The organism is Sphingomonas sp. (assembly GCF_048595155.1).
Taxonomy (GTDB): Bacteria; Pseudomonadota; Alphaproteobacteria; order Sphingomonadales; family Sphingomonadaceae; genus Sphingomonas_I.
In genome coordinates this window covers 1-19509 of record NZ_JBMDXN010000046.1, presented here as the reverse complement: position 1 = coordinate 19509, position 19509 = coordinate 1, and the positions used below count along the sequence as shown (strand labels likewise).

Here is a 19509-nt window from a genome sequence, read left to right as displayed (position 1 = left end):
CACCCCGACGCTGGCGGCAGCGATGCGGCCATGGCTCGGCTCAACGCCGCCCGTGATCAAGGGAGGAAAGCTCGTGGTTGAGCCGACTCCCTTGGAGGTGCGCAAGGCAATCTGGCTGGACGTGCTGCGGGACGTCGCTGGACGCTCGCCGGCCGCGCGCGCCCGCACCAGCGTCACCCAATGCGCAGTCTGCGGCGCCACTGCCCTCGGCTCGATCGAGGGCCGTCCACTCTGTGTCCGACACACGGGCCAGCGCGCCCGCCTGCTTTTGGAGGCATCTCGTGGCTGACAGCAAGATTGAATGGACCGGCCGAAGCGATTGGAATCCGATCCGCGGTTGCACGCGCGTCTCGCCCGGCTGCGGCGGCCCCGGCCCCCATGGCGGCTGTTATGCCGAGGCGATCGCCGGTCGGTTCTCGGATCCTGGACAAGCCTTCCACGGCTTCGCCAATCGCACCAGCGCGGGCGGCCGATGGACTGGCAGGGTTGAAGTGCAGTGGGAACGGATCGGCCTGCCGCTCAGGTGGCGCAGGCCGGCGGTGATCTTCGCCAACTCGACCAGCGACGTTTTCCACGAGGCGCTGCCGGCGCACGAGATCGCAAGCATCTATGCCGTTGCCGTCGCGGCGCACCACTTACGCGGACACACGATCCAGATCGTCACCAAACGGCCTGACCGGGCGCGCGAGCTGCTCAACAGCGCCGAGTTCTGGGACCAGGTAAACGCCGAAGCGGGCATGCACGTCATGGAGCATGTCGACCCGCTGGACCGGCGCAGCGACGATGCGCGCGCGACGCTGGACGATTACGACGCCACGCGGCCGCCGCCGGGGATCTGGATCGGAGTATCGGTCGAGAACCAGGAGTGGGCGGACAAGCGGCGCGAGGATGCGAGCGGCATTCCGGCTGTGGTGCGCTTTGTCAGCTACGAGCCGGCGATTGGGCCGGTCGATTGGGCCGGTTGGGAATTTCTCGACTGGATGATCTCCGGCGGGGAAAGCGGCTTGCGGGCCCGCCCGTCGCATCCAGACTGGCATCGCGCCGCGCGCGACTTCTGCGCCGCGCACCGCATCCCGTACCTGTTCAAGCAATGGGGCGAGTACGGCCCGTACCAAGGCGAGCACGGCGTAGAGGGCGGCTGGATGGACCCGAACGGCTCATACTACGGTGGCCCGACGCAGTGGCCGCCTGCCGCAGATGAACGCCGAGCGTACATGATCCGGTGGGGCAAGAAGGCCGCGGGCCGCCGGCTCGACGGCGTGCAGCACGATGGAATGCCGGCATGAGCCTGCTCACCGGATCAGAACGCGACGCTGAGCGCCTTCCTGACCAGATCGATATCGGCCTGTTCCTCCGGCTGCTTCGGGCTGGGATTACTGTTCTGCAGTTCATTGAGCAGCTCTGTCAGCTTATCCACCGCCCACTGCTGATGATGTCCGCCGCGCAAGACGCCTGCTTGCAGCAGGATCGCCAGAGCCCGAAGTCCGAACGCTGCCTCCGCCTTAGCGAAGCCCTCTCTCCTGCCATTCTGAAGGTCTGTCATGACTGATCTCCCCATCATCTTCAGCGGTCCGATGGTGCGCGCCCTGCTCGACGGACGCAAGACGCAGACGCGCCGGCTAGCAACCTCCCCGCTCCGGCGGTGCAAAGTCGGGGATCGGCTTTACGTGCGGGAGAGCATCTACCTTTGGTCCACTGGTCACGATTGCGAGATCACGTTCGCGGCCGATGGCTCGACCCGGCAGACTGGCCCCAACACGGGCGAGATCCCCGATGCTGCCCTTGCCGCTTACTTTAAGATGGCGGATCGCTCCGTTGAGAAGCGGGCGCGCATCTCGCGCCCATCGATCCACATGCCGCGCTGGACGTCGCGCCTCACCCTTACTGTCGAAGACGTGCGCGTCGAGCGGCTTCGGGCGATTAGTGAAGCGGATGCGGAGGCGGAGGGATGCGTATGGGATAGCGCCGACGGTTACGACGTCTGGTACGTGCCTGGCGCGCAAATGCCCCGGCACGGGGCGACCGCGGCCGAATGCTACTCGATCCTCTGGGATAGCCTTCACAGTGATCCGGGCCAGCGCTGGCAGGACAATCCAGAGATCGTCGCTCTGACCTTCCGCGTCGTGCGCGGCAACATCGATCAGCTCGCGAGGGCGGCGTGATCACGAAGTTCCAGGGGCAAGGCAGCACCGTCCGCCACGCCAGCGGCCGCTATCTCATGATCTGGGAATACGCGGCGTCCGACGCGCACGGCTTCCACACCGGCGAGATCATCCGAGAATACCGGCTGATGGATCACCCGCTCGACGGCTGGCGGCTCTACTGCCCGCCTGATCGGATGCGAAGCCATCTCGACCGCGCGCTTCTAGATCCGAGCTGGGACGGCCTACGCGATCAGTTCGAGACGCTGCCGGCGCCGGGTTGCGCCTGCTGTGGCGCATACAATAAATTTGATCGGACCTGGCGCTGCACCGATGGGACGGTTCGCTGTGAGAAGCATGCGAAGCGCAATCCCTGCGCGATCGAGGGGTGCAAACGCACCACCGCCGCCCGGCAAGGCTGGTACAGCAACGACGACTGGCTGTGCGGCACGCATTGGCGCATCGCCTGCCCGCCCCGGTCCGCGCTCCGTCGTGCCTATCATCGGCTGTTCCGACTGAAGAAGAAGATCGGCCGGTCGACGCCTGAGCTGAACGCCCGTTACTGGCGCCTCATGCGGGGGATCATCTCGCGGGCCCGCGGGCGGGATTGCGGTGCCGAAGATCTGGCGGCCGAGGTCGCGAAAGCAATGGGATGGGCAGCATGATGGTTTTAACTTTCCTCGCGATCGTGGGCGTCGTGGCATCCGTTCACGACGGCGACACGCTGCGCTTGGCGGACGGCACGCGCATCCGGCTGCAGGGCATCGATGCCAACGAGCTCGACGGCTCCTGTCATGTCGAATGCGCGGTCAGGTCCGCGACCGAGGCGCGGGATAGCCTGCGCGCGCTGGCGCTCGGGAAAACAGTCAGCGTCGACCCCACCGGACGTTCGTACGATCGCATCACCGGCTGGGTCTCGGTCGCGGGGCGGGATCTGTCCTGCGCCCAGGTCAAGGGTGGCTATGCGATCCGGTGGGCCCGATACGACCGTGAGGGCCGGCTGCTGAAGTGCCAGCCCCGGAAGGCAGATCATGGTCTCCGCTGAGCGCTGCGGCATCGCGGAGGCCCACTTGATCACCGGGCTGTCCAAGCGCACCCTTCAAGATCTGGCACCTTCGATTCCCGGCGCGTCAAAGCCGGCCGGGCGCTGGCTGTTCGTTATCACCGACCTTCGCGCATGGGCGTCGCGGGTCAACCGGAAGCAAAACAAGCCGTGTCGAAGAACCTCTACACCCGCAACGGCGTCTACTGGGCGCGTTTCAAGGTCCGGGGCGTCGAATATCGCGAAAGCCTACGAACACGCTCTAGCTCGGTTGCGACAAAACGGCTGAAGGCCCGCAAGCAGCAGGTCGAGGATCAGGCGCATTTCGGCATCTCCGGCCCGCGCGGCTGGATGGAGGCGGTGCTGGCGTGGACAGTTGCCATGGAGCAGGAGATCCGCAACCGCACGAAGAGCGACAAGACGGTCAAACGCTACGCGACCAGCTTGAACGAGGTTCGGCCTTGGCTGGACAAGGCTGAGGTTCACGAGATCGACCAGGATCTATTGCGGGAGATGGTGAAGGGCCGCCATGCGCAGCGCGTCACCAATGCCACGATCCGCCGCGACCTCACCGCCATCGCAAGCGTGCTGGATGTCGCGATCGACGAAGGTTGGATCGAAGAGAACGCCGCCAGCGACTATCCCCGCAAGCGCCTGCAGGAACGCCGCGACCCGATCGTGCTGCCGACACCAGAAGCCATCACCCTGACGATTGGCCGTCAGCGGACGCGGTTCGGCGACATGATGCTGCTCGCTCGTGAGACGGGCATGCGTGAGGAAGAGATCGCGAGCCTGGAACACACCTCGGTCGACCTGGCCGGGCGCCACGCCACCATCGTCGGCAAGCGCAACAGACTCCGCACCGTCACCCTGTCCACCGAGGCGATCGCGATCATCAAGCGCCAGCCGCGCTATCTCGGTTGTCCGTTCGTGTTCTGGCACCAGGTCGAGGATGAGGCGGGCCGGCCGGTCGCATCCCGGTACAACAACGTCGCGTCCAACTTCGCGGATTACACGATGCGGGCGGAGAAGCGGGCAATCAAGCAAGGGGTCGAGTACCGGCGCTTCCGCTTCCACGACCTGCGCCACATGTTCGCGGTCGAATATCTACGGGAAGGCCGCGGCGGCATCTACGATCTGCAGCGCGAGCTCGGACACGGCAGCGTCAAGACGACGGAGATCTACCTGGACTTCCTGACGCCCGAGCAAGCGGCACAGGCTCGCGTCGGGGTGGCACAAAAAAGGGCACAGCGGCGAAAAGCCGACGGCTGATCAAGCGAATAATTGGCGCTTTTCTTGGGCTCGCGGATCCGCCGAGACCAAGCACCGAATGGGTTTAGGAAACCGTTGCTCTGTCCTGCTGAGCTACCGGGGCGCCGGCCGCGGGCCTAAGTGAGGCGAGGCATTCGGTCAACGCCTGCCGTCAATGCTGCGTTTCCGGCGGCGCGATCGGCAACGGCAGAGGTGTCACGGCGATCCCATCATCGATCAGCGCCTTGGCCTCCTCCCGGGTTGCCTGGCCATGGATCTGGCGATCGGGCGCGTCCCCATCATGGATGGCCCTGGCTTCCTCGGCAAAGCGTTGGCCGACATGCTCGGAATTGGCCAGCGCTTTCGCCTGCATCTTGGCCAGTGCGGTCAGCATCGCCTTCATCTCCGCCGGTGCCGGACCATTTTGCACGGGAACCGGCGACGTAGCGGCATTGCCCTTGGGCGAGACATTGGGGGCCATGACCGCTTTGCTGACCTCTACCGCACCGCAGAGGGGGCAGGATACAAGCCCGCGCACACGCTGGTTTTCATAGTCGTCGGACGAGCCGAACCAGGCCTCGAACACATGCCCCTGCGCGCAAGCCAGATCGAACACGATCATCGCGCCACCTCAACGACGCCGATGGGGCGACGATGCTGCAGCACCGGTATCCGGCTGCGCGCCGCCAGCACCGCTGCACCGTCCAACTCGACAAATTTCACGCCGACATCATCCTCCATGTCCAGTTGCACCGTCCCCCAGGGATCGACCACCAGCGAATGACCATATGTCTCCCGGCCATCGGCATGCCGGCCCGTCTGGGCCGCCGCGATCACATAGGCAGCCGCCTCTATGGCACGCGCGCGCAAGAGGATATGCCAATGCGCCGCGCCCGTGGGCCTGGTGAACGCAGCGGGAACCGATAACAGGGTTGCGCCGGCATCGCTCAAAGCGCGGAAGAGATCCGGGAAACGCACATCATAGCAGATAGCGAGGCCCAGCCGACCCCACGGGGTATCGACCACCACCGCCCGTTGGCCCGCTCGATACGCAGCGGATTCCCGAATGGATTGCCCGTCCGGCAGATCGACGTCGAACAGATGCATCTTGTCATAGCGGACACGGATCATGCCGCTATCGTCGATCACATAGGCTCGATTGACATAGCGATCGTCGCCTGCCCCATCGCGGACCGCCAGCGAACCCAGATGCACCCACAGTCCATGTTTGGCTGCCGTCTCCCGCATAGCGGCCAGCGCCACATCCTCCTCCTCTGTGACGATCGATCCGGCGGCGCGGGCCCGATCCCGATCCAGCACGGCACTCATTTCGGGGGTGAACAGCATATCCGCCCCCTCGCCGGCGGCTCGCTCCGCCGCCTCAACCAGCGCACGCGCGCCGAGAAGCGGATCGATACCGGTATTCGCCTGATAGATGGCTGCCCGCATCAATCCGCCAGCAACGGATCGAGTTTACCGCTGCGCTCCAATGCAACAAGATCATCGGATCCACCGATGTGGGTTTCACCAATGAAGATCTGGGGCACGGTCGTGCGACCATTGGCACGCTGGATCATCTCCGCGCGCTGCGGTCCACCCATGGTGATATCGATCTCCTCGAATGCAGCGCCCTTCGCCTCCAGCAACCGCTTTGCGCGGACGCAATAAGGACAGAACATCTTCGTATAGACTTCGATCTTGGGCATGGATGCTCCTCTAAACCGATCTGTGGTTGCACCTGCCCGCTGTCAACGCTCCTCCTCCTGATCCCGCAGCACGCGAGCCCAACAAAGGATGTTCACTTCGCTTGCGCCCGCACGCTTGAGCACTCGAGCACAGCCCCTGACCGTCGATCCCGTCGTGTAGACGTCGTCGACCAGCACGACCCGCCGTCCTTTCACCGCATGCGCCCATCGCGGATTGAGACGGAAAGCGCCGGCGACGGTGCGTTCCCGCGCAAGCCTGCCCAAGCCGCGCAAGGGCGGGGTCGCCTTGGGGCGATCGATTAGGTCGAGTGCCAGTTCCCCAGTGTCCTCGCGCACCAGCGCCCGCGCGATCAGGGCCGCTTGATTATAGCCCCGTGACCAAAGACGCCGCCGATGCAACGGCACCGGCGCGACCAGCGCCCCCTCCAGCATGGCGCCGGCGACGCGGCGCATCGGCCGCGCCATCGTTCGCGCGATACCCGGTCGCCGTCCATATTTCAGCTTCAGCGCCAGAGCCCGTGCTATCGGTCCATAAGCCACGGCCGCCCGCGCCCGATCGAAGGGCGGTGGATCGGCAAGACAGGTGCCGCACCGCGCGTCTTCATGATAGGCCAGCGCGATCGGTTCGCCGCATTGCCCGCATGCCGAGCCGCCCAGGAAATCCAGCGCCTGCCAGCACGTCAGACAGAAAACATGGTCTTCCGCCGCAACGCTGCCACAGCCTGGACAGCGCGGTGGCAGCGCGAACCCAATAACAGCCCTCATGGTTCTGCGGAGTGGACGAAGCATGGCCAAAAGCGACATGCAGCGCTTGTCCGTCGCGCTGCGAGCGGGCACAAGCCCCCCGCCGTGGAACCACCTGAAATCTTTGACCGCACACTCCGTCGTACACGACGTGACCGCGCCGCTGCCCAATTTGGCAACTATAGTTTCCTTCGGGATGCGATCGTGGAGGGGCTGCTCGATCGGCTCGACCTCGTAACGCGCCGGTTCGAAAATGCCCTCGATCTCGGTACCGCCAACGGTTCCTTGGCACGCGCGCTGCGGGACCGCGGCATCCATGTCGTCACCGCCGATACCGGCCGCATCTTCTCCACCGGCGGCGTCCAATGCGACGAGGATCGCTTACCCTTCGCATCCACGGAGTTCGACCTGATCGTTTCCGCCGGCGTGCTCGACAGCGTCAACGACTTACCGGGCGCACTCATTCAATGCCGCCGCGCGCTCAAGCCAGACGGTCTATTTTTGGCCGGCTTCGTGGGCGCAGGCAGCCTGCCTCGGCTGAAGAAGGCTCTGCTGACAGCCGATCAGGCCGCCGGGGGCGCGGTGGCGCAACGGGTTCATCCGCTGATCGACGTCCGCGCCGCAGGTGATCTGCTGACTCGAGCGGGCTTTGCCCTGCCCGTCGCCGACAGCGAGCCGCTCGACGTCGGCTATGCCGATCCCTACCGGCTGATGACGGATCTGCGCGGTATGGGCGCTACCAACGTGCTTCACGGTAGCCGGCCACCCTTAACACGCGAGCGGCTGATGCACCTCAGCCAGGCCTTCAACGCTCAGGCGGGAGAAGACGGCCGTGTGCGAGAGCGGTTCGAGCTCGTTTTCATGACCGGCTGGTCTCCCGGCCCGGATCAGCCCCAGCCCGCACGTCGGGGTTCGGGCAAGACGTCCCTTAAAGACGCGCTGCGTTCGACGTCAAAGTAGCGCTTCGAGCAGTCCGATCAGCGGCCGGTCCGGCCCGGGCATCTGTAGTCCATACAGATCCTGAACCCGCACCCAATTCACGATACCACCCTCCAGCGATTGCGGGGTGCCACGCCATTTGCGACATACGTAAAGAAGCAGCACCATATGCCGATCGCCCCCCGGCTGGCGATCGCTGGCAAAGGTTGCCGGGGCGAGGCACGCCGCCTCGACGTCGATCCCCAGCTCCTCCTTGATCTCGCGGATCAGCGCCGCTTCCGGCGTTTCCCCCTGTTCGACCTTGCCCCCCGGAAATTCCCAATAGCCGGCGAACGGCTTGCCCGGCGGCCGCTGCTGAACCAGCAGCCGCCCATCGGCGTCGATCAACGCCACCGCTGCGACCGTTAGGAAGCTCACTCTCGACCTATCCGATCGCGAGGAACTTGGCGCGCCGCTTTTCCAGCAGCGCCGCCCCGCTCACCCCTTCCAGCTCCGCCAGTTCTTCCTCGATCACGCTGCCCAGCGCCGCGATCGCGGCGGCACGATCGCGGTGGGCACCACCGACGGGTTCGGGAACGATACGATCGATGACGCCAAGCTTCTCGAGATCCTGGGCCGTAACTTTCATCGCCTCGGCAGCATCGGCCGCCTTTTCCGGTCCGCGCCACAGGATCGAAGACGCGCCCTCGGGCGAGATCACCGAATAGATGGCATGCTCGAACATCAGCACACGATCAGCCGCAGCGAGGGCAACGGCGCCGCCCGATCCGCCCTCCCCTACGATGATCGCCACGATCGGCACGGTCAGCGCCAGGCATTGTTCGGTCGAGCGGGCAATCGCTTCCGCCTGACCGCGCTCTTCCGCCTGCACACCGGGGAAAGCGCCGGCCGTGTCGACCAAGGTCACGACCGGTAGCTTGAACCGCTCGGCAAGGCGCATCAGGCGGATGGCCTTGCGATAGCCTTCTGGCTTGGCCATGCCGAAATTATGCTTGATGCGGCTGGCGGTATCGTCGCCTTTCTCATGCCCGATGACCATGACGCGACGCCCACCGATCCGGCCAAAGCCCCCGACGATCGCCTGGTCTTCGCCAAAAGCACGATCCCCGGCGAGCGGCATGAAATCCTCGACGAAGCCGGCGACATAATCCTTCAGATGCGGTCGTTCCGCATGTCGCGCTACTTGCGTCTTCTGCCACGGCGTCAGCTTGGCGTAGGTTTCGCGCAGCAGCCGCTCCGATTTTGTCTGGAGCTTTGCCACCTCCGCCTCGATGTCGAGCGCACCATCATGATTGTCGGCGGTCTCGCGCAACTCGACGATGCGCGCCTCCAGCTCAGCGATAGGTTTTTCGAATTCTAGGAATGCAGCCATGGCGCGCCGTTAGGAGCGGTCGCGCTCAGCGTCAACGCGTGGCCGCGATGCGACGTCGGCCAGCGGGTGTCTTTGGTTGACCAGTTCCACCAACCGGCGGCCATCGACATGGGTGTAGATTTGCGTGGTGGCGATATCGGCATGGCCCAGCATCGTCTGCAGCGCGCGCAGATCAGCGCCGCCTTCCAGCAGATGGGTCGCAAAGGCGTGGCGCAAGACGTGCGGACTGATCCGTTCGGGGTTGATGCCCGCATCCGCCGCCAAGGCGCGCAGCAGCTGGAACAGGCGAACCCGGCTGAGATGCGCCTTGCCGGAGGGGAACAGCCATGCCCCCTCGCGCGGTAGTGTGGCCACATAGGATGCCACTGCCGCGCGTGCCCGGTCGGAAATGGGAACGAGCCGTTCGCGCCCCCCCTTGCCGCGCAGGATCAGGAACGGCTGGTCCTGGCGAACGAGGTTGCGCGGCAAAGACACGAGCTCGGTGGCGCGCAGACCCGAACCGTAAAGCAGCTCGACGAGAGCGGACAAACGCAGATTTGCGGACGAACGATCGATCTCCAGACGCCGGGCGATCTCCGCGAAGAGCCGGTCCACGTCGGCGTGATCGAGAATGCGCGGCAAGGTGCGTGCGGCCCCGGGGCGCGGCAACGCATCCGACGGATCGTCGGCGCGCAGCCCTTCCTCCGCGAGAAAGGCAAAGAACCGCCGCAGGGCCGATGCTTTCCGGGCGACGCTGCTCGCGGCAAGCGGCAGCCATTGCTCGCCCAATTGCGTGAGCGATTCGGCCGTGGCGGATCCCAAGCGGCCATCCAGCAATTCCGATGCGCCATGCAAATCGCGCCGATAAGCGGCCAGTGTATTCTTGGCCGCACCCGCTTCCGCTGCCATCATCTCGAGGAAGCGATCGATCAGCCCGGCATCGCCGCCACGGGATGCGACCAGGGTCACAACCGCGCCATCGCCTCGGCGGAGATCATGCGCGCCTCGTTCTCCAGGCCAACCGCCCGCAGCGCACTGATCATCTGATAAAAGTCAGCCGCGGGCACGCCGCTCCAGCTCGGCGCCTGCATGCCAGTGGCCACAAGCAGCGCCACAGTACCGCGTTGTCCGCCGGAAACGGCGCGCCGCAACGCGCTGCCATAGGCGCTCGGCTGCCCGAGCGTGACGCCGACGCGCGCGGCGAGCTTGGCCGCATCCGCATCGGGAAGACGCCCCAGGCCGGCAAGTGCCGAGATCAGCAAGGCACTTCGCTGCGCTCCCGACGTGCCCGCACGCTCGATGAACTTGCGAACGCGGCTGGCATCGACCTCCATGACCGGCCTGCTCGCGCCGACTGCCAGCATCGACCAGGCGCGTTCGCCATCCGCCCCGGTCGCCGCATTGACGACATTTGCCCAGCGTTCGGCCTGGACATCGAACCCGGCCGAAAACAGCGATGCAATCAGCGGCGCGACATCATCCTTCAGATCGGTCGAAGGCACGATCGTCTGGGCCGCACGCGCGGTCAGGATCGACGCGGCATAGCGATCCCGCTCATTTCCCTCGCCGGTATTGGCCGCATCCCACAGGGCGTGCATGGCAGCAACGCGGGCATCATCGTCGTCGCCGCGATAGGCGGCGCGCAATCTTCCGGACGGGCTGTTCGTGTCTTGATCCCCGGCCTCGTCCATGACCCGGCCGTAGAGATCCACCAGATCCGCATTGGACAGGACGCCCAGGGCCGCAGCGACCCGCGCCGGGGCCACCCGATCCGCCGCTGTCAGATAAGGCGAGCGCGCCAGCCACGCCTGAAAAGAAATGGGTGCGGAATCGAGCAGGTTCTGCGGTATCGTCACGCCCAGCGCCGTCGCAAGGCCGAAGCGCCAATCCGTGAGTGAATCCACGGCAGCCCAATCCAGCTGGATCTGCCGTCGGCCGCCACCGCCGGCCGCGATCAGCTTTTCTGCCAGCGCATGATCGATCGGATCGTTTGGAGGGGCTCGGCCGATCGTCGCATTGGCGGTCGCCTGGTCGCCCGCCATCGTGGCGCACATCGCGCGGATCATCGGCCAGGCCGGTTGTCCCCCAACTTCCTCATTGCCGTCAGGCAAAGGACACAATCCCTGTGGATCGGAGGTCGCGAGCGCCGTAGCGATGGCGACACGCCGCAGCCGCGGGCTGAACCGGTCCACATCCACGCCCTGCACCAGCATGCGCGCGCTATCGGCCTCGCCCATGCGCAGCAACAATGCCGCGCGATCCGCGACCCAATCCGCCTTGCCTTCGCCGGGCGGCGCCGGAGTTACGCCCAGCAACACCCGCCGCAGCATGATCTCCGCCCAGCGCGAGGCGATCGGCGCCTGCATACGGCGCATCAAGGTGACGACATAGCGACCATCGGCGTCGCCGAAGGCATCCTCTCCGTAGATGGCCTCCGTGCCGACACGCTCCAGCGGACGTCGCGATCCATCCGGTATCTCATCGGGCGTCTTGACCTCCGCGTCCGCCAGATCGCCGATGTCGGCGGGCAGCAGGGAGGGCGTCGAGACAGCAACCGCCTCGTCCGCATTGGGCGAGACGGGCGGCAGAGGAGCCCCGGCCGCGGGGCCTGGGGCGGGCGCGCCGGGCGCCGGCGCTGCGGGCCGCGGCGGAGCATTGCCGAAGCCCGGAGGAAGGATGGATTGCGGCGCGTCCTGCCCCAATGCAGGAAGGGCAACGGCCAGGGCGGCCGTGCCCGCCAGCGCCGCGAAAAGCCTCTTAGTGCGTCGATTCATTCGTCACCGGCTGTTCGACATGCGTAAGCGGCACCGGACGGTCTAGCGCGGACAAGGCGAACATGGCGCCGATGACGACGAGCAGGAGGATCAGCAGAATAAGGATCGGGCGCGGCAAGTTTGCATCCTTCAAGAAATCATTCGCGGCCGCGCTTTTGCCCGACCCAGGGCGCCTGTGTATAGCCCCGGCATGTCGCCAGCCGCCAATCCCCAGCCGAACATGATCGATCGCCCGATCGTGCTGATCGGTTTGATGGGGGCTGGCAAATCGACGGTCGGACGCCGTTTGGCAAGCCGGCTGCATCTGTCGTTCGTCGATTCGGATCACGAAATCGAAGAGGCCGCGGGCCTCACCATTGCGGAGATGTTCGAACGTTATGGGGAAGCGGAATTCCGCGACGGAGAGCGCCGCGTGATTGCCCGCCTGATCGACGGCACGCCCAAGGTTATTGCCACCGGCGGCGGCGCCTTCATGGACGATCATACGCGCTCCCTCATTCTGGAACGCGCAACGGCGATCTGGCTCGACGCCGACGTACGGGTATTGGCGGAACGGGTTGCTCGCCGCGCGGGGACACGTCCGTTGCTCAAAGGCGGCGATGCACGTGAAAAGCTGGCGGCGCTCGCCAAGGTGCGCAACCCGATCTATGCGCTCGCACCGATCCACATTCGCAGCCGCCCGTCGCCGCATGAGGCGACTGTCGATGCCATTCTGAAAGCACTTGGCCAATGATGAGGGTGGACGTTGGTCTCGGCGAACGCAGCTATCCCGTTCTGATCGCATCCGGATTGCTGGACGATGCCAAGGCGCATCTGGCGCCGTTTGCCCGCCGTGGCCGGCTGATTGTCGTGACCGACGAACATGTCGCCTCCACGCAGCTCCCCCGCCTGACCGCCGGCTTGGCCGATGTCCATGTCGTGCCGATCATTTTGCCCGCAGGCGAAGCGACCAAAAGCTGGCGGGTGTTGGAACAGCTTACCGATCGCCTCTTGGACGAGGGGGTCGAACGCAGTGATCGCGTCATCGCGTTGGGCGGCGGCGTTATTGGGGATCTGGTTGGCTTCGCCGCGTCGATCCTCAAGCGTGGCTGCGGTTTCATCCAGGTTCCGACAACCTTGCTCGCCCAAGTGGACTCATCGGTCGGGGGCAAGACCGCCATCAATACCCGGGCCGGCAAGAATCTGGTGGGCGCCTTTCATCAGCCCGATCTGGTCCTCATTGATCCGACCACGCTCGACACGCTTGCCCCGCGCGAGGTGCGGGCGGGCTATGCCGAGGTCGTCAAATATGGCCTGATCGACGATTTAGAATTCTTCAGTTGGTGCGAAGCCAATGCCCCCAAGCTGCTGGCAGGAGATGCGCAGGCACGCAGCCACGCCATCGCCCATAGCGTCGCCGCAAAAGCGCGCGTTGTCGCCGCAGACGAACGCGAGACGACCGGCACCCGCGCCCTCCTTAACCTTGGCCATACGTTTGGCCACGCGCTTGAGGCGGAAACCGGATTTTCGGATCTGCTCCTGCACGGCGAAGGTGTGGCCTGCGGCATGGCGTTGGCGTTCCGTTTTTCGGCGGCCTCCGGCTTGTGTTCAGGGCAGGATGCGGCGCGCGTGACCCAGCATCTTGCAGCGGTCGGCCTGCCAACCACGCTGAAGCAGGCGCATGTCGATACGGATGGCGCAACCCTGGTCGGGCATATGGCGCACGACAAGAAGATGGCTGGCGGTCGCCTGCCCTTCCTGCTCGCACACGGCGTCGGCCAGACCTTCCTGGCTAAGGATGTGGATCTGCAAAAGGTCGAGCGTTTTCTGGATGACGAACGCGACCGGTGACACTTGGCTAGCGTTACGCCAGACGTAGTTTGACGGGCCGGAACCCGGCCCGTTTCTTCCATGTCAGCAGGCCTGCCCCGCCATGTTCGGCCGCACCGTAGAGCAATATGCGCGCGCCTTTCGCGGCGGGCTCCGGCGCATCGATCAGCCAGCGGACGATCTGATGGTGAAGCAGCAGCATCACGCCATCGGCCAGACGCTCGCGATGCCCCATGATCTCCGTGTAATGGATCACATCGCCTACGCGCATCAGCTTCACATAGGCGACCAACCGCTCGGCCGTCTCGACGCCGCCCTGTCGGTGGCCTGGCTCCGGCGCGAATACGCCCCACCAGATCGTCCAGTGCACCGGGCAGCACGGCGCAGCAACGGCCAGCGGCACCGATGCCGGGCGGCAGATGTGATGCGGCTTCAACAACCACCGATCGATGACCGGCCCCGCCGCCCGAAACGCCATCGACGTCTTGATCGCGTGCAGGTCGTGGACATGCTGCGCCAGCATGAACTGGCGCGCGCTATAGCCCATACGTTGCGCCCTGCGGATCTTGGATAAGGTACGCGAGGATCGCGCCTTCAGCATCCTTTCGAAGCCTACGACATCGTGCAGCTGATCCAGTTCGATCGCCATAGGCGTCAATCGCGTGCGTGCAGCGCGATCGCCCAACGGGTAAGACGGTGCGGCATAGCGCCGCAGCAACTTCGGCACCTTGGTAGGATGCAGGGGGCATGGCGCGCGGCAGTCCCGCGGACGATGCCAGGCAACGAGCGTCTCAGCGCGCTCGTCATCGTTCATGCCAAAGGCGCGCAGGCGCGATGCGCGCCGCATCATCACCAGCGCGGGCTCCATCACAGCTTGGTGAAGCCGCATCGCAAGCGTGCTCAGCGGGTTGCTCATCCGCAAGCAGCGCTAAGAAACGGCGCTATCACTGCACGGCGATCACGCCCGTCATACCGAAGGTATCGTGCATGAAGTGCGAACAATGAACGTCGTAATTGGCGACCGCGGGTGCGATCAAGCGGATGTCCGCGCTTTCGCCGCCGCGCAATTGCACCTTCCCACGATAGGCCTTTGCCCGATCCCCGGGGCTGATCTGGGCCGCCGAGAAGAAGGATTTCGCCGTGAAGTCATGCCCGCCGCGCGCGCGATTCACGAAGTGGAGAATATAAGGCTGGCCATGGCGAAGGACGATACGGTTAGGGGTATATTTGAAGTCGCGGAGGTCGATATCGATCCGCTTGGCCGCCTTCCAATTCTGCGCGGGTGCCGCCGTCGACACCGCCAAGCCGGCAAGCACCAGGGTGATCGCATATTTCATCTTCATATCTCCTTATCGGGGACCGCCGTCCGCCAGGCCAGCAACAGCCAGCCGGCGATCATGGCCAGTCCCCCAACGGGGGTTATAGCGCCAAGCCAATGCGGACCGCCCAGCGCCATGGCATAGAGCGTCCCTGCGAACAGCGCCGATCCGGCCAGCAGCAATGCCGCCGGCCACCTTGTGCCAAGCTGAACCGCAACGATCGTCGCGACGGCATGGAGGAGTTGATATTCACCCCCCGTGCGCAACCATTCCGCAGGCTTGCCGGTCGCGTCATGCGCCCCGAACGCCCCCGCCATGATCGCCACCGCACCCGACACCGCCGCCAGACGCACCAGAGTGCCGGCCTTCATTTTTTGTCGTCCAGCAGCATCTCATCTTCCAGCAGCAGCAATTTGCTGGGCGAGAACAAGGTACGGGCTTCCTGTGAGAAGAGGCCGCTTTCCGCCTGCACCCTCAGTCTTTCGCTGTCACGCGCGCGGTACGCCTGCTCGATCCTGACGATGACGTCATCGTGAATGCCCAGCGTCTGCAAGGTCTTACGTCCCATCAGGATAGCACTTTCAAACACTTCCCGGATTACGGCAGCGGTGTCCAGCCCGCGGTAGCTGATCAAGGCACGGCGATCATAGGCACGGACGAAAATTGCCGCCTGACGGAAGGTTTTCAACGCAATCTCCAGCTCCTCCCGGTCGAGCTGGTCCTTATCCATGGCAAAGACGATGGTTCGCGCCTCATCCGCACCCGCCTGCTGGAGGAGCTCCAGCCGGGTACCGTCGCCATAATAGACCTTCAGCCCGAAGCGCGCGGCGATGTCGATCATCTCGGCATCGCTGTCGATGATCGTGACCGAAATGCCGGCGCCCATCAGCATCTGCGCGACCGTCTGCCCGAACCGCCCATAGCCGACGACGATCGCGGCGGCGTGCTCCGCATGTTCCGGGCCATCCAGATCGTCGCGCTTGGCGGCGCCCTTGGGACGATTGAACCGGGTCGCGACCATCATCAGGAACGGCGTGGTAACCATCGACAGGGTGACGATCGCGCTGAACAGGCTGGCGACGTCCGGGCGGATCAACAGGCCCGCAGCGGCCTGGCCGAACAGAACGAAGCCGAATTCGCCGCCCTGACTGAGCAGCAGGCCGAGCGCGAAGGCGGAGCGCCGTTCCACGCCAAAGACCAACGCGACCAGAAAGATCAGTGCCGCCTTCACCACCACGACAGACAAGGCCATGCCGATCACGAACATGGGCCGTGCCACGATCGCGTGCAGATCGAGATTCATGCCGATGGCCAGGAAGAACAAGCCTAACAGAACCGTTCGAAACGGTTCGATGTCGGCTTCCAATTCGTGGCGATACGGCGAGTCCGCCAGCATCACGCCGGCAATGAAGGCGCCGAGGGCGGTCGAGATGTGAAGCAATTCCATCACCGCCGAGGCCGCCATTACGGTGAACAGCCCGGCCGCGATGAACAGCTCCCGCTCTCCCATGCCGCCGATCAGGCGAAAGAGGGGATTGAGCAGGTAACGCCCCGCCAGAACCAGGCCCACGACCGCGCCGACCGTATAGAGTCCGAGCAACCATCCTGGAGGCGCAGCAGGATCGGCAGGCGCACGCGAGAGGCTGGCGATAATGGTGATCAGCGGAACGATCGAGAGATCCTGGAACAGCAGGACGGAGAAAGCACGCTCCCCGAAGGAGGTATTGAGGCGCCCCGCCGAACGCAGCATCGGCAGCACCTGTGCGGTGGACGACAGGGCCAGAGGCAGCCCCAGCGCCAGCGCCGCCTGCCAGGTGAAGCCGATGAAGTAGATCACCACAGCCAGACCGGCGCCGCACAGCGCCACTTGGGCCAGACCGAAGCCGAAGATATCGCGGCGTAGTCGCCACAGCCGGGTCAGATTGAGTTCCAGCCCCACGAGAAAGAGCAGCAATGTGATGCCCAGATCTGCGATACTCAGCTTCGTTTCGGCGCCGTCGACCAATCGCAGCGCATGCGGGCCGATCAGCGCGCCCGCGACGATATAACCCAGCGTGGCACCGAGCCCGAGCTTTCGGAACAGCAGCACGAATGCGAGCGCGACGCCCAACATGATGACGCCATCGGTGACGAGCGTCTCGCTCATGCCGCCTCCACCGAGCTTGCGCGTTCCGCTGCTTCCGTCACCGCCTCGAACGCGAGGCGGATCGAGGCATGCCGCGCACTATGCGCGCGCGCCGGCCCGAAAATCTGCAATCCCGGCCAGTTCCCCGGATCCTCCGATTGACCCGCCAGATACGCCGTCAGCGCATCCCGCGCCCCTCGTAATTCGTCAAGGCTACGCCCGACCGCATGCGCGCCCATGAGCGAGGCGGAGGCCTGGCCCAACGCGCAGGCGCGCACTTCCTGCCCCAGGTCCACGATCCTGCCGTCGGCGCTCAAAACCACGTCCACTGTGATCCGACTGCCGCAGATAGGCGAGCGCCGTTCGGAGGTGCCTTGCGCGCCTGTTAAACGTTGCTGGTGCGGGATCGATGTGGCCAGCCGCAAGATCTCGCTATTGTACAGCGTCTCGCTCATGCCGCGCCCCCGCTGTTCGTTTGGGCGTTACTGGGCTCGGGAGTCGCGGGATCGGCCGCGCGCTCGCGACGATGTTGCACCCAATCGACGACGGCCCGCCCGCTCGCGTTCAGGAGCGGATAGGTGCGTGACGTGCGGATGAAACCGGGACGCTCCGATCGGCCGCCATAGACGGTATCGTAAACGAGATTGACGCCCAGAAACAGCACGGTGGCGATCAACAAGCCCTTCAGCGCACCGAAGCCCAGCCCCAAGGCACGATCGAACGGGCCGAGGACCGAGGTACGCGTACGCCGCCCAAGCGATGCCGCCACCATCTTGCCGCCGAAGAAGACGACGCCGAACACCAGGACGAACGCCAGGACCGCTGCCCCGCTGGGATTGTGGACGACGTGAACCATCAGGGCCGAGACCGGGCCATGCAGCAATTTCAACGCGAAGATGGCCGCGCCCCAGGCGAACAGCGAAAGGACCTCGGTCACGAAGCCGCGTATCACCCCCAGGATCGCCCCACCGCCAATCAGGAGCAGGACGACGATGTCCATTGCGGTCAGCATGGACTCGCTATGGCAACCGCCCTATCCAATCACAAGGGCTTCAAGTCGCAAGTCATTCGTGCTTGCGCTTGCGCCACGCTTTCCCCACCTCGCCGGCCATCATGCAGCTTCAGACCAAGATATGCGGCTTGTCCGATCCTCAAACCGTCGATGCGGCCGTGGCCGGCGGCGCAGCCTGGCTGGGCTTCGTATTCTACCCCAAAAGCCCGCGGGATCTGACGACCGAACAAGCTGCGTCCCTCATCCAGCGTACGCCGCCCCACATCGGCAAGGCGGCCGTTATGGTCGATCCGGATGACATGCTGATCGCACGCGTGCTGGCCGCGGGAGTGACGGCGCTCCAGCTCCATGGCAGGGAGAGCCCCGCGCGACTGGCGGAGCTGCGGCGCCACCAAGTCGAACTGTGGAAGGCTGTGCCGGTGCGCACGCGTCAGGATCTGGACGTCGCCGACAACTATCGCGGGGTGGCGGATCGCATTGTCTATGATGCACGTACGCCCGCCGGCACGCTTCCCGGTGGGATGGGCCTGCGCTTCGACTGGACCTTGCTGCAGGGCTTCTCGCATCCGTTGCCCTGGGCACTTTCGGGCGGTCTGGACGCGGCGAATGTCGCGGAAGCGGCGCGTTCCACCGGAGCACGCCTTGTCGATGTGTCGTCAGGGGTGGAAAGCGCGCCCGGCGTCAAGAATGTGGACAAGATCACAGCCTTCCTGCAAGCGGCAGCCCGACTATGACCATCGCAAATTCTCTCCGTCAGCAGCCCGATCCGTCGGGCCATTTTGGCGATTTCGGCGGCCGCTACGTCGCTGAGACGCTGATGCCTCTCATCCTCGACCTTGAGCGCGAATATCGCGCTGCCAAGCAGGACCCGGCATTCCAGGCCGAATTCGACGACCTGCTGCGCGATTTCGTCGGTCGACCCAGCCCGCTCTACCCGGCGCCGCGCATCACCGCGCATTTCCGGGACTTGGCACCCGCAGGCAAGGGTCCGAAGATCTACTTCAAGCGCGAGGACCTGAACCACACCGGCGCGCACCAGATCAACAACTGCATCGGCCAGATCCTGCTGGCGCGCCGCATGGGGCGGACCCGCATCATCGCTGAGACCGGTGCCGGGCAGCATGGCGTGGCGACAGCGACGGTTGCCGCCCGTTTCGGCCTGCCCTGCGTCATCTACATGGGCGCTAAAGACGTCGAACGGCAGCAGCCGAACGTCTTCCGCATGAAACTGCTGGGCGCTGAGGTCGTGCCGGTTACCAGCGGGGCACAGACGCTCAAGGACTCGATGAACGAGGC

27 protein-coding genes are annotated in these 19509 nt (G+C 65.0%); 11 read left to right on the top strand and 16 right to left on the bottom strand.

The annotated features are described in order from the left end of the window. A partial coding sequence (locus ACOJSI_RS07250) for a hypothetical protein (RefSeq protein WP_420137595.1) occupies window positions 1-201 on the bottom strand: 201 nt, incomplete at its 3' end. A gap of 32 nt (window positions 202-233) precedes the next feature. Between ACOJSI_RS07250 and ACOJSI_RS07245 the strand changes: the two genes are divergently transcribed. The 6 genes from ACOJSI_RS07245 to ACOJSI_RS07220 all read left to right on the top strand — a co-directional run bounded on the left by ACOJSI_RS07245 (window position 234) and on the right by ACOJSI_RS07220 (window position 4455). Beyond that, window positions 234-1286 (top strand): DUF5131 family protein, encoded by a 1053-nt coding sequence (locus tag ACOJSI_RS07245; protein WP_420137594.1) that lies wholly within the window; start codon window positions 234-236, stop codon window positions 1284-1286. Continuing rightward, window positions 1283-1549: a hypothetical protein gene (locus ACOJSI_RS07240; RefSeq protein WP_420137593.1), complete on the top strand. Its 267-nt coding sequence runs from the start codon at window positions 1283-1285 to the stop codon at window positions 1547-1549. The genes ACOJSI_RS07245 and ACOJSI_RS07240 overlap by 4 nt, the downstream gene beginning before the upstream one ends. A gap of 25 nt (window positions 1550-1574) precedes the next feature. Next, a complete protein-coding gene (locus ACOJSI_RS07235; protein ID WP_420137592.1) occupies window positions 1575-2162 on the top strand; it encodes a hypothetical protein in 588 nt (195 codons plus the stop codon). Further along, window positions 2159-2806 (top strand): hypothetical protein, encoded by a 648-nt coding sequence (locus ACOJSI_RS07230; protein WP_420137591.1) that lies wholly within the window; start codon window positions 2159-2161, stop codon window positions 2804-2806. The genes ACOJSI_RS07235 and ACOJSI_RS07230 overlap by 4 nt, the downstream gene beginning before the upstream one ends. Continuing rightward, a complete protein-coding gene (locus tag ACOJSI_RS07225; protein ID WP_420137590.1) occupies window positions 2803-3186 on the top strand; it encodes a thermonuclease family protein in 384 nt (127 codons plus the stop codon). The genes ACOJSI_RS07230 and ACOJSI_RS07225 overlap by 4 nt, the downstream gene beginning before the upstream one ends. Before the next feature lie 132 nt (window positions 3187-3318). Continuing rightward, a complete protein-coding gene (locus ACOJSI_RS07220) occupies window positions 3319-4455 on the top strand; it encodes a tyrosine-type recombinase/integrase (RefSeq protein WP_420137589.1) in 1137 nt (378 codons plus the stop codon). Between the two features lie 151 nt (window positions 4456-4606). Here the strand turns inward: ACOJSI_RS07220 and ACOJSI_RS07215 are convergent, their stop codons facing one another. From ACOJSI_RS07215 to ACOJSI_RS07200, 4 genes are read right to left on the bottom strand one after another with little or no spacing between them, the layout of a single operon-like run. Further along, a complete protein-coding gene (locus ACOJSI_RS07215) occupies window positions 4607-5056 on the bottom strand; it encodes a DUF1178 family protein (RefSeq protein ID WP_420137588.1) in 450 nt (149 codons plus the stop codon). Next, window positions 5053-5883, bottom strand: coding sequence for a carbon-nitrogen hydrolase family protein (locus tag ACOJSI_RS07210; protein WP_420137587.1), 831 nt, complete (start codon window positions 5881-5883; stop codon window positions 5053-5055). The genes ACOJSI_RS07215 and ACOJSI_RS07210 overlap by 4 nt, the downstream gene beginning before the upstream one ends. Next, window positions 5883-6140 carry a glutaredoxin 3 gene (grxC, locus tag ACOJSI_RS07205; protein WP_420137586.1) on the bottom strand — a complete coding sequence of 86 codons (258 nt, stop codon included), beginning with the start codon at window positions 6138-6140 and terminating at the stop codon, window positions 5883-5885. The genes ACOJSI_RS07210 and grxC overlap by 1 nt, the downstream gene beginning before the upstream one ends. Before the next feature lie 42 nt (window positions 6141-6182). Then, the gene (locus tag ACOJSI_RS07200; protein WP_420137585.1) at window positions 6183-6905 is read right to left on the bottom strand and encodes a double zinc ribbon domain-containing protein; all 723 of its coding nucleotides are present in this window, start codon (window positions 6903-6905) and stop codon (window positions 6183-6185) included. 84 nt (window positions 6906-6989) lie between these two features. Here ACOJSI_RS07200 and ACOJSI_RS07195 point away from each other — a divergent pair, with 84 nt between their 5' ends. After that, on the top strand, window positions 6990-7844 hold the full coding sequence (locus ACOJSI_RS07195; RefSeq protein WP_420137584.1) for a methyltransferase domain-containing protein: 855 nt from the start codon (window positions 6990-6992) through the stop codon (window positions 7842-7844). On the opposite strand, the gene ACOJSI_RS07190 is transcribed toward ACOJSI_RS07195, so the two are convergent. The 5 genes from ACOJSI_RS07190 to ACOJSI_RS07170 are packed head-to-tail and all read right to left on the bottom strand — an operon-like array spanning window position 7836 to window position 12066. Then, a complete protein-coding gene (locus ACOJSI_RS07190; RefSeq protein ID WP_420137583.1) occupies window positions 7836-8240 on the bottom strand; it encodes a (deoxy)nucleoside triphosphate pyrophosphohydrolase in 405 nt (134 codons plus the stop codon). The genes ACOJSI_RS07195 and ACOJSI_RS07190 overlap by 9 nt on opposite strands. 7 nt (window positions 8241-8247) lie before the next feature. Beyond that, a complete protein-coding gene (locus ACOJSI_RS07185; RefSeq protein ID WP_420137582.1) occupies window positions 8248-9195 on the bottom strand; it encodes an acetyl-CoA carboxylase carboxyltransferase subunit alpha in 948 nt (315 codons plus the stop codon). A 9-nt stretch (window positions 9196-9204) separates the two neighbouring features. Beyond that, window positions 9205-10143, bottom strand: coding sequence for a tyrosine recombinase (locus ACOJSI_RS07180; RefSeq protein ID WP_420137581.1), 939 nt, complete (start codon window positions 10141-10143; stop codon window positions 9205-9207). Beyond that, window positions 10140-11948 carry a hypothetical protein gene (locus ACOJSI_RS07175; RefSeq protein WP_420137580.1) on the bottom strand — a complete coding sequence of 603 codons (1809 nt, stop codon included), beginning with the start codon at window positions 11946-11948 and terminating at the stop codon, window positions 10140-10142. The genes ACOJSI_RS07180 and ACOJSI_RS07175 overlap by 4 nt, the downstream gene beginning before the upstream one ends. Beyond that, entirely contained in the window at window positions 11932-12066 is a 135-nt protein-coding gene (locus tag ACOJSI_RS07170) for a hypothetical protein (protein WP_420137579.1), read from the bottom strand. The genes ACOJSI_RS07175 and ACOJSI_RS07170 overlap by 17 nt, the downstream gene beginning before the upstream one ends. 72 nt (window positions 12067-12138) lie before the next feature. On the opposite strand from ACOJSI_RS07170, the gene ACOJSI_RS07165 reads away from it, so the two are divergent. Beyond that, window positions 12139-12681 (top strand): shikimate kinase, encoded by a 543-nt coding sequence (locus ACOJSI_RS07165; RefSeq protein ID WP_420137578.1) that lies wholly within the window; start codon window positions 12139-12141, stop codon window positions 12679-12681. Further along, window positions 12678-13778 (top strand): 3-dehydroquinate synthase, encoded by a 1101-nt coding sequence (gene aroB, locus ACOJSI_RS07160; RefSeq protein ID WP_420137577.1) that lies wholly within the window; start codon window positions 12678-12680, stop codon window positions 13776-13778. Before ACOJSI_RS07165 ends, aroB begins: the two co-directional genes overlap by 4 nt. Window positions 13779-13791: 13 nt before the next feature. Here aroB and ACOJSI_RS07155 read toward each other — a convergent pair whose 3' ends face one another. Genes ACOJSI_RS07155 through ACOJSI_RS07130 form a run of 6 tightly spaced genes read right to left on the bottom strand, consistent with a single transcriptional unit; the run spans window position 13792 to window position 18210 of the window. Continuing rightward, the gene (locus tag ACOJSI_RS07155) at window positions 13792-14673 is read right to left on the bottom strand and encodes a hypothetical protein (protein ID WP_420137576.1); all 882 of its coding nucleotides are present in this window, start codon (window positions 14671-14673) and stop codon (window positions 13792-13794) included. A 28-nt stretch (window positions 14674-14701) separates the two neighbouring features. Continuing rightward, entirely contained in the window at window positions 14702-15094 is a 393-nt protein-coding gene (locus ACOJSI_RS07150; RefSeq protein WP_420137575.1) for a plastocyanin/azurin family copper-binding protein, read from the bottom strand. A gap of 2 nt (window positions 15095-15096) precedes the next feature. Beyond that, entirely contained in the window at window positions 15097-15447 is a 351-nt protein-coding gene (locus tag ACOJSI_RS07145; RefSeq protein ID WP_420137574.1) for a DUF423 domain-containing protein, read from the bottom strand. Continuing rightward, window positions 15444-17222, bottom strand: coding sequence for a cation:proton antiporter (locus ACOJSI_RS07140; RefSeq protein WP_420137573.1), 1779 nt, complete (start codon window positions 17220-17222; stop codon window positions 15444-15446). Before ACOJSI_RS07140 ends, ACOJSI_RS07145 begins: the two co-directional genes overlap by 4 nt. Further along, entirely contained in the window at window positions 17219-17656 is a 438-nt protein-coding gene (locus ACOJSI_RS07135) for an iron-sulfur cluster assembly scaffold protein (protein ID WP_420137572.1), read from the bottom strand. The genes ACOJSI_RS07140 and ACOJSI_RS07135 overlap by 4 nt, the downstream gene beginning before the upstream one ends. Beyond that, window positions 17653-18210, bottom strand: a complete 558-nt coding sequence (locus tag ACOJSI_RS07130; RefSeq protein WP_420137596.1) for a CvpA family protein — start codon at window positions 18208-18210, stop codon at window positions 17653-17655. Before ACOJSI_RS07130 ends, ACOJSI_RS07135 begins: the two co-directional genes overlap by 4 nt. 104 nt (window positions 18211-18314) lie before the next feature. Between ACOJSI_RS07130 and ACOJSI_RS07125 the strand changes: the two genes are divergently transcribed. Beyond that, window positions 18315-18947, top strand: coding sequence for a phosphoribosylanthranilate isomerase (locus ACOJSI_RS07125; RefSeq protein WP_420137571.1), 633 nt, complete (start codon window positions 18315-18317; stop codon window positions 18945-18947). After that, window positions 18944-19509, top strand: a 566-nt coding sequence (locus tag ACOJSI_RS07120; RefSeq protein ID WP_420137570.1) for a pyridoxal-phosphate dependent enzyme, incomplete at its 3' end; no start/stop codon positions are given. The genes ACOJSI_RS07125 and ACOJSI_RS07120, both read left to right, overlap by 4 nt.

What these genes read in the sequence shown, in the direction of transcription:
- ACOJSI_RS07240 (WP_420137593.1), top strand. Translation starts at nt 1,283, where the DNA reads ATGAGCCTGCTCACCGGATCAGAACGCGACGCTGAGCGCCTTCCTGAC.
- ACOJSI_RS07235 (WP_420137592.1), top strand. Translation starts at nt 1,575, where the DNA reads ATGGTGCGCGCCCTGCTCGACGGACGCAAGACGCAGACGCGCCGGCTA.
- ACOJSI_RS07225 (WP_420137590.1), top strand. Translation starts at nt 2,803, where the DNA reads ATGATGGTTTTAACTTTCCTCGCGATCGTGGGCGTCGTGGCATCCGTT.
- ACOJSI_RS07220 (WP_420137589.1), top strand. Translation starts at nt 3,319, where the DNA reads ATGGGCGTCGCGGGTCAACCGGAAGCAAAACAAGCCGTGTCGAAGAAC.
- ACOJSI_RS07215 (WP_420137588.1), bottom strand. Translation starts at nt 5,056, where the DNA reads ATGATCGTGTTCGATCTGGCTTGCGCGCAGGGGCATGTGTTCGAGGCC.
- ACOJSI_RS07210 (WP_420137587.1), bottom strand. Translation starts at nt 5,883, where the DNA reads ATGCGGGCAGCCATCTATCAGGCGAATACCGGTATCGATCCGCTTCTC.
- grxC (WP_420137586.1), bottom strand. Translation starts at nt 6,140, where the DNA reads ATGCCCAAGATCGAAGTCTATACGAAGATGTTCTGTCCTTATTGCGTC.
- ACOJSI_RS07200 (WP_420137585.1), bottom strand. Translation starts at nt 6,905, where the DNA reads ATGAGGGCTGTTATTGGGTTCGCGCTGCCACCGCGCTGTCCAGGCTGT.
- ACOJSI_RS07185 (WP_420137582.1), bottom strand. Translation starts at nt 9,195, where the DNA reads ATGGCTGCATTCCTAGAATTCGAAAAACCTATCGCTGAGCTGGAGGCG.
- ACOJSI_RS07175 (WP_420137580.1), bottom strand. Translation starts at nt 11,948, where the DNA reads ATGAATCGACGCACTAAGAGGCTTTTCGCGGCGCTGGCGGGCACGGCC.
- ACOJSI_RS07165 (WP_420137578.1), top strand. Translation starts at nt 12,139, where the DNA reads ATGTCGCCAGCCGCCAATCCCCAGCCGAACATGATCGATCGCCCGATC.
- aroB (WP_420137577.1), top strand. Translation starts at nt 12,678, where the DNA reads ATGATGAGGGTGGACGTTGGTCTCGGCGAACGCAGCTATCCCGTTCTG.
- ACOJSI_RS07155 (WP_420137576.1), bottom strand. Translation starts at nt 14,673, where the DNA reads ATGAGCAACCCGCTGAGCACGCTTGCGATGCGGCTTCACCAAGCTGTG.
- ACOJSI_RS07150 (WP_420137575.1), bottom strand. Translation starts at nt 15,094, where the DNA reads ATGAAATATGCGATCACCCTGGTGCTTGCCGGCTTGGCGGTGTCGACG.
- ACOJSI_RS07145 (WP_420137574.1), bottom strand. Translation starts at nt 15,447, where the DNA reads ATGAAGGCCGGCACTCTGGTGCGTCTGGCGGCGGTGTCGGGTGCGGTG.
- ACOJSI_RS07140 (WP_420137573.1), bottom strand. Translation starts at nt 17,222, where the DNA reads ATGAGCGAGACGCTCGTCACCGATGGCGTCATCATGTTGGGCGTCGCG.
- ACOJSI_RS07135 (WP_420137572.1), bottom strand. Translation starts at nt 17,656, where the DNA reads ATGAGCGAGACGCTGTACAATAGCGAGATCTTGCGGCTGGCCACATCG.
- ACOJSI_RS07125 (WP_420137571.1), top strand. Translation starts at nt 18,315, where the DNA reads ATGCAGCTTCAGACCAAGATATGCGGCTTGTCCGATCCTCAAACCGTC.